Raw genomic sequence first — 7,741 nt, forward strand, 5'->3', positions numbered from 1 at the left:
ATGGCGAAGGTAGCGTTGCTGGTTGGGGTGAGTGAGTATGAGCCAGGGCTGAACCCATTGCCCGGTGCGGTCAGAGATGTAGAAGCAGTGCGTGAGGTACTGCTGCATCCGGATATGGGTGGGTTTGCCGCGTCAGATATTATCCTGCTTAAAAATCCTGAACGACAAGCTGTGGAAATGGCGATTGAAACGCTGTTCTCTGGTCGACATAAAGATGATTTAGTGTTGCTTTACTTTTCAGGACACGGCATTAAAGATGATCGCGGTAGGTTGTATCTGGCGACTCGCAACACCAGTAAGACGCAGCAGGGTGAATTAATTCGCTCAACGGCGGTGTCTGCCAATTTTGTCCACGACCGTATGAGCGAAAGCCGCTCCCGGCGGCAAGTGGTAATCTTAGATAGCTGCTTTAGTGGCGCGTTTGCTGAGGGGCTGTCTGCCAAAGATGACGGTACGATTGACATCCGGCAGCAGTTAGGCGGTGAAGGACGAGCTATATTGACTTCTTCTAGTTCGACTCAATATTCCTTTGAGCAACAGGGGCAAAATCTATCGATTTACACTCATTTTTTGATTGAAGGTATCAAGTCAGGAGAAGCAGATCGCGATCAGGATGAGTTCATCTCAATTGATGAACTCCACGAGTACGCCAGTCAGAAGGTGCGAGAACTTCAGCCTGCAATGAAGCCGGAAATCTATGCAATTCGAGAAGGTTTTAAGATTCGACTGATGAAGGTAGCTCCGGGTGATCCCAGACAGCGATACCGTAAAGAGGTAGCGCGATTTATTCATAGAGGCGAAATTTCCTTTGTTGGTCGTCGTACATTAGATGTACTGAGAACTCGCTTAGGATTGGAGACAACTGAGGCGAAAGCAATTGAAGATGAGGTGTTAGAACCTTACCGTAAGGAGTTCCGCGAAAAACTCCAGCAGTATCAGCAGGTGTTCACTGAGCTACTAGAGCGGGACGAGACAATTACAGATGCTGATCGCCACGATTTGCAAAATCTCCAGCAAATTTTGGGGCTGCGGAATGAGGACACGATGCCGATTGAGGCACAGGTGACTGCACGGTTTAAGACGCATCAGCAAAACCTACAAACCTATGAGCAAGCGTTGAAGGCGGCACTACGGCAGGAGTATCCGCTGAGTACGGTAAGCCGCGAACGCTTACGGCAAACCCAGCAGCAATTAGATCTTGCGAATAGGGATATTGCCGCGATTGAATCTCAGATTATGGCTGAGGTAGAGGCATATCATCAGAAACTCCAGGACTACGAACGGCTGTTTTTTACTGCTACGCAACAAGAATATCCCCTCAGCGAGGCAACCCGGAATGACTTACGTCAACAACAGCAGCGATTAGGACTGACAGATGTAGATGTTGCGCCAATCGAAGCACAAATCACAACGCAGATCGAAACCTATCATCAGAAACTCCAGCAGTACGAGCAGGCATTTGTGAAGGCAACGCAGCGTAAGCATTATCCAGATGAGGTGACTTGCAAGCAGTTGCAGCAGACGTGGCAGACATTGGGGTTGAGTGATGGAGATGTGAAGGCGATCGAGAGGCGGATTAATGCGGAGATTGAAACGCATCAAGCAAACTTACGGCAATACGAGCAGGAATTTACAGAAGCTATTCAGCAAGAATATCCGCTCAGTGCTTTCAACCGCTCTCAACTAAGCCAACGTTATCAAGTGTTAAATTTGACTTTTAAGGATGTTTCTGCAATTGAAAATCCAATTATTACTGCTCTAGAGGAACATCGACAAAAGCTTCAGCAGTATGAACAGGTTTTTAGAGAGTCGATTCAGTTTGAATATCCTCTTAGTGATGCTACCCGTGAAGAACTACAGCGATTTCAGGATATTTTAGAGCTTTCTGTTCAGGAAGTAACGCAAATTGAAGCGAAATTAATTGAAAAGAGTGAAACTATCATAGAAGTTTTGTCTTCAGAAAGTGAAATTAAACAAGACCATCAGGTTGGAAGACAAGAAGTTGTACCAAAATCAATTGAAGTAATTAATTATAACAAATATGATTTTAATACAAGATTAGGCACATTATTAGGCAGTTCATTTCAATTATGGCTTGTATTTTCTATATATACATCTCCTGAATCCTATAAACTACGAGTTTTTCTAACGAATATATGTTGGTTTTTATTCTGGTTATTTTCAACAATTTTTAGAAAATATAAAACTAGATATGTCAGTCTATTTGCTGGGTTACTAGGAGGCATAATATTTACTTTTATGTGGATTAATAGCTGTATATCCTCTGATATATATGACAAGTATAATAGTAATAGTTTGCTATTTTTAATGGCTTTATGGTGGAGTTTAATGGGTCTTATATATTGGTTATGTAAATCTAATGGTAACAACAGATAACTTTTAAATTTATTTTTATTTTTCTACTAAGTATTTTTGAACAACGAGCAGAGTAACATTTATTTTAAGAGTTTTGGGATGAAGAAAGAAACTATTCAATCATTAAAAGTTGGTAAAAATTCCTAATCAAAATTTTATTGTTCAGTTACTTCTGCTTCTAGCCTATTTTTGGAAACGGCTTGCTCCCCCTGCATCTACTGCTTGACGTTTAATGGCTTTATGTAATGACTCAGGAATATCCAGAGTTAAGCGTTTCATCTTTTCGGGTTGTTCTTGCTCCGATTGGGACACAGCAGAGGGGCGCTCGCTAACCCATTTGTCTAAATCTACGGGTTCTTGAGTTTCAGGTTTTTTGCCAAAATTGACCTTTTTCGGTGACATTATTTAACCCCTAGCTTTAATAACTCACTGACTAATGCTTTTACTTCCTTGGCAGCAGAACCACTTTTATCAGTTTCAAGCACTGTATTGCCTGATGCTGCCGATTCCGCGAACACAACTCGCTGGCTGATGGCTGACTTTAATACTGGGAAAGGGTACTGCTCAAGTGCTTCCACTACATCTCGCCCAATTGCAGTATTTACTATTTTGCGATTAATTACAAATACGGCTTTAATGTTTTCTTTAAATACAGAAGCTTCCTTGATAAGTTTAACAACTTCATCTGCTGCCCAAATGTCATAAGGACTGGGCTGAATGGGAATTACAACTAAATCGGCTGCAATAATTGCACTTCTGGCTAATTCTGAGACTCGCGGCGGCCCATCGATCACTACATCGTCATAGTCTTTTGCAAGGGTTGTTAAGTCACGATGAATAGTAGGACGGTCTAATCCTATGACTGGAAATGGCGGCTTTTCTCCGCGTGCTGCTGCCCAATCTCGTGACGACCCTTGTGGGTCAGCATCGACTAACAAAACGTTGTGACCTTTCAACACCAGCCCATGACTAATATGAATTGCTAGTGTTGTCTTGCCCACGCCCCCTTTCTGGTTTTGTACTGAAATAATCATTTCTGTAAATAAAGAGAATCGTGCTTATACATTTACAGAAAATTTGTTATTTGGGTAGGGGTAGCGATCGCCTATTTTGGGATGTCACTAGCTGAGTTTGTCAGAAAAGCTTGATGAGGCAATTAATTTGGTTGAGCTTGTTCCAGACGGTTTAAGTGTGGTTTAATGCCCAAAGCTGTTAAAGCTATTAGTTATTTAACTTGACATATCCGCAACCCTTCCGAGCCTTCCAAGCTTTCAAAGCTTCCAGAATAGCTAAGGAGGGGTATTTTTATATGTGTACAAATCAATTTAAGTCAGTCAAAGATTGATCAGGCTTGGCCGTTGCTAACTCAAACTGAGCAAGCGCGGCTGTGGCAACTTTATCAACAATATCAGCAGCAATCGCCACTTTAGTAAAGATTACAGTAAGCAATTATTACTCAAGCACGAGTCAAAGAAAAAGGTTTTGGGCTGAACTATTTTAGAAGCTACATCGTGCAAATGGTCAACGGCGGTATTGCCGTCGTTAAAAAGTGCTGGGGTAATAAAGAACAATGCGACATACCCGTTGACCAACTTTTATTCAGTACATAAGTTCGGCTTGATTGCGGCTAATTGCAATTCATTGCTTGTTCTTTTTTGAGTGACTTCAAAATAGTTTTGTAGTCTGATACATTCGCATCAAGGTTTTTGAAGAATAAATTTACATTTTAATTTTGATAATTATCTTAAAAAAGAATTTATAAATTAGTTCGTAAATGGTTGGCAAATAGTTCTTTTATAGTTCTATGATGCTCTAAATTTAGTACCTAAATAGTTCTAAAATACTTCACGAATGGTTCTAAAATCACAGTTTTTAAACTGCTCAAAAAAATTTGGCTTCCTCATAGTTCTAAGATAGTTCGCTAATAGTTGTGTGCTAGTGAGCAGATGATTCTAATATGGTTGAATGCAATTAAAGGCTTTCGTGCAGCACAGTACGCCAAAAAGTTTTGAAAGTTTTTTTGGGTAAAAATCATCCCTAGCCGCCAGTTAACTACATAAAAACTACAGAAGCACAACAAATAGTGGCAGAGGCGATCGCTAGGGAGTGGTGAAAGCAGATTTTGTGTTGTGAATGTAGTATTTAAGTAGTATTGGAAGTGAGTGATCGCCGCTTGTGCTGTGTGAGGTGGAAAAAAGTTGCTTCAAAATTAAGGTGTATTATGCGGCAGTAGGCTAGTGAGGAAAAGTATGATGTAAAAAGAAGTTCAGCACAGCAGTTACACCAAAAGCAAACTTCAAGCGCAAGCATTGGCAAAGAGTAAACAGCGATGGGAAGAGCTAGCAAACGCAAAGCGATTGGCTCAAAGTCTATTAACAAACAGCACAGGCGGATACCGACAGCACAAATGCTCAACGAGTGGTTATTTTCTCATCAGGTATCTCAGTGGATACAAACCTACATTGAAATACCGGAAGATTTTTCGCACTTGTTGAGGCAACGCCTCATCCAGACGCAATTAGAGGATATGAACAGTGACTCTAGAGTGCGGTGGCTCAACCATTTGGTGATCGGTATTAATGCTCTTAATTGGGAGCTTTGGCTGTCCACACCATTAACCATGACTGATTACCAGCTCAATGTGTTTGGCGAACCTGTCAAAAGCGAAAGTATCCAATTATCGAAAAAATTTTCCCAACACCTCCGATTTCACCAGCCGTAATTGCTGGGAGTGCGCTTGCTCAAGTAAAAAGCCACTCCACAAATCTAAAGTTGTTCAACTACCCATTGATGAGTCAATGCCATTGTGCAGTATTCTGCTCAGGGTTGAAATAATTAAGTGAATAGCCAAAAGGTCAGTATGAGGATTTAGGTTACGTCCACAGACATCCTAATTTATATAAAAACAGTGACGTGTGGACGCAGCCTTTGAGTAGGGGATGTGATTGACTGGTGTGAATTGATGAGGCCATCGGTTTAGTTGAGGTTGTGGCATCTGGTTTAAGCGTGTTGTAGCGTTGTCAGGGGGAGTGATCGCCCTAATTCTCTTCCTGTCTCAGTATTGTCAAAAATTAGTAGCAAAACACACCAGTGAGCAAATGCGGATTTGATGCAATTTTAGGGCAGTTTTGTGTGTAATTGATGGTTAATCTATGGGTTAACTGTGGTAAATCAGTGGAACTTCAGCAAACTGGTCAGGGTAAATTGCGGTAGTTTAACGGGAAATTGATGGGTTATTTGTGGGTTAAGTGTGGTGAATTTGTGGGGTTTTGATTTTGGGTTGTGCGGCACAGTACGCCATCTTTGACGGAAAGTTTTTTTGGGTAAAAATCATGTTTACTCCCCCAAATCGACTACATAAAAACTACAAAAGCACGACAAATAGCAGCAGAGGCGATTGCGCTGGAGTAGCGAAAGCAGATTTTATATGACAGAAGTAGTATTTAAGTAGTATTTGTTGTGAGCGCTCGCCTTCAATCAAATTTAAAGTGGAAAAAACTTGCGAAAAAATTTAGGCGTACTGTGCGGCCAATTTTCGCTTTTAATTGCCATAAAACTACCAGAGATTTACCATAAAACTGCCATAGAACTGCCATAAAATTGCCGTTGCTTCAGCCTTGCTAAACCTCTGCTTGCCATAAAAGTGCCATAGATTTCACATAAAACTGCCATAAAACTACCAGGGATTTACCATAAATCTGCCGTAGCGCACTGATATGGTTTGATACCCGATTTTCGGCTTACTGAGGTAAGCAACTTGTGAGCGAACCGTATTGGCAGTGGGGTGAACTTTCAGTAATTAAGTTAATAGCCAAAGGATTAGTTTACGTCCACAGACAATCTAATTTATATAAAAACAGTGGTGTGTGGACGCAGGCGAGAAGCGATCGCCATTCGTTGTAAAATGCCTTTAGCAAGGCAACCACTGCTAAAAGCTAAGTGTGGTCGGTGTTTAAATGCCCTCAATGCGTACAGTGAGCCAATGACTGACTGTGTAACTGCCCACAGTAAAGGGGAATGCAAAACCTCGAACGGTCTAGTAACCATCAAGGCGGTTGAGACAAGCTCAAAGCGTCGTCAACAAACTGTAAAGGCCTCAACTCTGGATGTCGCATATCTGAGTTTTTCTCAGTGTTGGTAGGCAGGCTAGATCGACTTGGGAGTAACGGCTAACAGAAAAATAAATGTGAAAGAAAGTGCTAGAAATGCGCTAACTTTTTGCTGTCAATAAAAACAGTCAAAAAATAAGTAAACAAGCAAGCACTGTTTTTTCCTGTCTAAACAAAATTTGGGGCAGTCCAGAGGAGAAACGCGCGCTCGCCTACCTTGGTATCTATGTACAAGAGGGTGTAGCTGAAAATTGACTAACTATCTGTGATGCTGCTCATCTATGTACAAAAGGGTATAGCAGAAAGATAGTGATCGCCTACTTTGAACATAGCGGATGTTGCTGTGTGGGACATTGTAGATGCCCCAATAGTGCTACTTATCTTTACTTTCAGGTTTAGTGGATGTGTCTTGACTGCTATTGAGCAAATAAGCGATTGCTGGAGGTGCAACAGCTTGCGCCAAAGGGATATAGTCACTGTTGTAACCAGCCCAGGCGATAGTTGAAACAGCGAAGCAAGCAACAGCTTTTTTAAGGGAGAAACTATGAATCATAGCTTTGGATGAGTAAATGGACATCCAGATTTAGTCAACCTGGATGTTTCTTTATTTGTGGGAAATTAGTTGGGAAAATACGTTGGGGATGGTTATGAGAATTTAAGGCGAAGAATTGGAGAACATAACTATACAAGAGGGTCAGGCTATTGGAGGCACTCGTCTACTCCGCTATTACTGTACTAGGGGAAATGTATAGCCATACAAGTGATGAACCTAACTATGGGTGTACAAGAGGTAAAGAGAATGAACGCGATCGCCGTTATGCCATAGCTGTACTAAAAGAAATGTATATGGATGCCAGATATTAGCCTAAGCATGGGTGTACAAGAAGGTAAAAGAAGTGAGAGCGATCGCCTGTCTAAGCATACCTGTACAAGACAATTTAAATAGTGATACTACTTGTTAGCCTCATTATGCCTATACAAGAGGTTAAGTTAAAGCAAACAAGGATAGCGATGCCTGCGACGGGTATAGCCAACGCCTGCCAAGTATACCAGTACAAAAGGGTATGAATGCAGATATCCCTATACAAAACGGTGAAGTCATGCTTATACATCAGGGTAAGTACAGACATGGTGGATGTCCTAGTTATCCCTATACAAGAAGGTTAAAGAAGGCGGCTCCGTCTACATCCATATACAAGAGTATTAATATAGTCCTTGCTTTCATTCCTTGTTCTCTAGAGAACAAGGAATGAAAG

Annotated in this window: 7 protein-coding genes; 3 read left to right on the plus strand and 4 right to left on the minus strand. The window is 41.4% G+C overall.

Annotated features, from left to right (window positions below):
* Entirely contained in the window at positions 1 to 2,397 is a 2,397-nt protein-coding gene (locus H6G69_RS30235) for a caspase, EACC1-associated type (RefSeq protein WP_190692871.1), read from the plus strand.
* 162 nt (positions 2,398 to 2,559) lie between these two features.
* Here the strand turns inward: H6G69_RS30235 and H6G69_RS30240 are convergent, their stop codons facing one another.
* The 3 genes from H6G69_RS30240 to H6G69_RS34580 all read right to left on the minus strand — a co-directional run bounded on the left by H6G69_RS30240 (position 2,560) and on the right by H6G69_RS34580 (position 3,825).
* Complete coding sequence (locus tag H6G69_RS30240; RefSeq protein WP_190692873.1) at positions 2,560 to 2,778, minus strand: hypothetical protein; 219 nt, start codon at positions 2,776 to 2,778, stop codon at positions 2,560 to 2,562.
* Entirely contained in the window at positions 2,778 to 3,410 is a 633-nt protein-coding gene (gene parA / locus H6G69_RS30245) for a ParA family partition ATPase (protein WP_190692799.1), read from the minus strand. Before parA ends, H6G69_RS30240 begins: the two co-directional genes overlap by 1 nt.
* A 286-nt stretch (positions 3,411 to 3,696) precedes the next feature.
* The gene (locus tag H6G69_RS34580) at positions 3,697 to 3,825 is read right to left on the minus strand and encodes a hypothetical protein (RefSeq protein ID WP_277883501.1); all 129 of its coding nucleotides are present in this window, start codon (positions 3,823 to 3,825) and stop codon (positions 3,697 to 3,699) included.
* A gap of 880 nt (positions 3,826 to 4,705) precedes the next feature.
* Between H6G69_RS34580 and H6G69_RS30250 the strand changes: the two genes are divergently transcribed.
* Together H6G69_RS30250 and H6G69_RS30255 are read left to right on the plus strand one after the other, a co-directional pair.
* Positions 4,706 to 5,098: a hypothetical protein gene (locus tag H6G69_RS30250; protein WP_190692798.1), complete on the plus strand. Its 393-nt coding sequence runs from the start codon at positions 4,706 to 4,708 to the stop codon at positions 5,096 to 5,098.
* A gap of 1,037 nt (positions 5,099 to 6,135) precedes the next feature.
* The gene (locus H6G69_RS30255) at positions 6,136 to 6,279 is read left to right on the plus strand and encodes a hypothetical protein (RefSeq protein WP_190692797.1); all 144 of its coding nucleotides are present in this window, start codon (positions 6,136 to 6,138) and stop codon (positions 6,277 to 6,279) included.
* Between the two features lie 579 nt (positions 6,280 to 6,858).
* Here H6G69_RS30255 and H6G69_RS30260 read toward each other — a convergent pair.
* Positions 6,859 to 7,038, minus strand: a complete 180-nt coding sequence (locus H6G69_RS30260; RefSeq protein ID WP_206757655.1) for a hypothetical protein — start codon at positions 7,036 to 7,038, stop codon at positions 6,859 to 6,861.
* Positions 7,039 to 7,741: the final 703 nt, after the last annotated feature.

Origin of the sequence: Nostoc sp. FACHB-110, from assembly GCF_014697425.1 — a bacterium.
In the GTDB taxonomy this organism is placed as follows: Bacteria; Cyanobacteriota; Cyanobacteriia; order Cyanobacteriales; family Nostocaceae; genus Nostoc_B.